This window comes from Ureibacillus thermosphaericus (assembly GCF_012396605.1).
In the GTDB taxonomy this organism is placed as follows: Bacteria; Bacillota; Bacilli; order Bacillales_A; family Planococcaceae; genus Ureibacillus; species Ureibacillus thermosphaericus.
This window is the reverse complement of record NZ_JAAXPW010000078.1, coordinates 1-1,294: the sequence shown is the minus strand read 5'-3', so window position 1 is coordinate 1,294 and position 1,294 is coordinate 1. Positions and strand designations below refer to the sequence as shown.

General features: G+C 48.8%; 9 tRNA genes and 3 rRNA genes. All 12 read left to right on the top strand.

What is annotated here, in order from left to right:
- Nucleotides 1-91, top strand: a 23S ribosomal RNA gene (locus tag HF990_RS14830); the annotation flags it as partial.
- Nucleotides 92-198: 107 nt separating this feature from the next.
- Nucleotides 199-314 (top strand): 5S ribosomal RNA (gene rrf, locus HF990_RS14825).
- Between the two features lie 8 nt (nucleotides 315-322).
- A tRNA-Val gene (locus HF990_RS14820) sits at nucleotides 323-398 on the top strand.
- Between the two features lie 6 nt (nucleotides 399-404).
- A tRNA-Thr gene (locus tag HF990_RS14815) sits at nucleotides 405-480 on the top strand.
- A gap of 6 nt (nucleotides 481-486) precedes the next feature.
- A tRNA-Lys gene (locus HF990_RS14810) sits at nucleotides 487-561 on the top strand.
- Nucleotides 562-567: 6 nt separating this feature from the next.
- Nucleotides 568-652: transfer RNA gene (locus HF990_RS14805), tRNA-Leu, on the top strand.
- Between the two features lie 18 nt (nucleotides 653-670).
- Nucleotides 671-745, top strand: a tRNA-Gly gene (locus HF990_RS14800).
- A gap of 5 nt (nucleotides 746-750) precedes the next feature.
- Nucleotides 751-839 (top strand) — tRNA-Leu (locus HF990_RS14795).
- Nucleotides 840-855: 16 nt separating this feature from the next.
- A tRNA-Arg gene (locus HF990_RS14790) sits at nucleotides 856-932 on the top strand.
- A 6-nt stretch (nucleotides 933-938) separates the two neighbouring features.
- Nucleotides 939-1,015: transfer RNA gene (locus tag HF990_RS14785), tRNA-Pro, on the top strand.
- A gap of 11 nt (nucleotides 1,016-1,026) precedes the next feature.
- A tRNA-Ala gene (locus HF990_RS14780) sits at nucleotides 1,027-1,102 on the top strand.
- 111 nt (nucleotides 1,103-1,213) lie between these two features.
- Nucleotides 1,214-1,294: ribosomal RNA gene (locus HF990_RS14775) — 16S ribosomal RNA — on the top strand; the annotation flags it as partial.

Genomic DNA, 1,294 nt, shown 5'->3' with positions numbered 1-1,294 from the left:
TCCCTCAAAGACGATGAGGTAGATAGGTCCGAGGTGGAAGCACGGTGACGTGTGGAGCTGACGGATACTAATCGATCGAGGACTTAACCAATCATTTCAATGTCGTTATCCAGTTTTGAGAGAACAAAAATTATTTTAAAAAAACACTTGCAATTCTTTGATTAAGTGATATAATAGTTCTTGTCTCAAAACAAATAGTCTAGTGACGATGGCAAAGAGGATACACCCGTTCCCATACCGAACACGGAAGTTAAGCTCTTTAGCGCCGATGGTAGTAAGGGGCTTCCCCTTGTGAGAGTAGGACGTTGCTAGGCTAATATATGGAGGATTAGCTCAGCTGGGAGAGCACCTGCCTTACAAGCAGGGGGTCGGCGGTTCGATCCCGTCATCCTCCACCATATCATGCCGGTGTAGCTCAATTGGCAGAGCAACTGACTTGTAATCAGTAGGTTGAGGGTTCGATTCCTTTCGCCGGCACCATTATTCGAGCCATTAGCTCAGTGGTAGAGCATCTGACTTTTAATCAGAGGGTCGAAGGTTCAAGTCCTTCATGGCTCACCATTTTTTGCGGGTGTGGCGGAATTGGCAGACGCACTAGACTTAGGATCTAGCGCCTCACGGCGTGGGGGTTCGACTCCCTCCACCCGCACCATTTAAAATATATATAATTGCGGAAGTAGTTCAGTGGTAGAACACCACCTTGCCAAGGTGGGGGTCGCGGGTTCGAACCCCGTCTTCCGCTCCAATAATGCCGGGGTGGCGGAATTGGCAGACGCACAGGACTTAAAATCCTGCGGTAGGTGACTACCGTACCGGTTCGACTCCGGTCCTCGGCACCATGTAAAATAGAAGTTAGCGCCAGTAGCTCAATTGGATAGAGCGTCTGACTACGGATCAGAAGGTTGTGGGTTCGACTCCTGCCTGGCGCGCCATAAATTCGGGAAGTAGCTCAGCTTGGTAGAGCACTTGGTTTGGGACCAAGGGGTCGCAGGTTCGAATCCTGTCTTCCCGACCATTCATTATATTGGGGCATTAGCTCAGCTGGGAGAGCGCCTGCCTTGCACGCAGGAGGTCAGCGGTTCGATCCCGCTATGCTCCACCATGAACCTTGAAAACTGAACAACAAAACGTTAATGCAATAAATTATCTAGTTGTTAACCCTCGTTAACAAACTAGATTCGGACATTAAATTTTTGAGCAAATCAAATTTTCTTTTATGGAGAGTTTGATCCTGGCTCAGGACGAACGCTGGCGGCGTGCCTAATACATGCAAGTCGAGCGAACCAATTGAAAG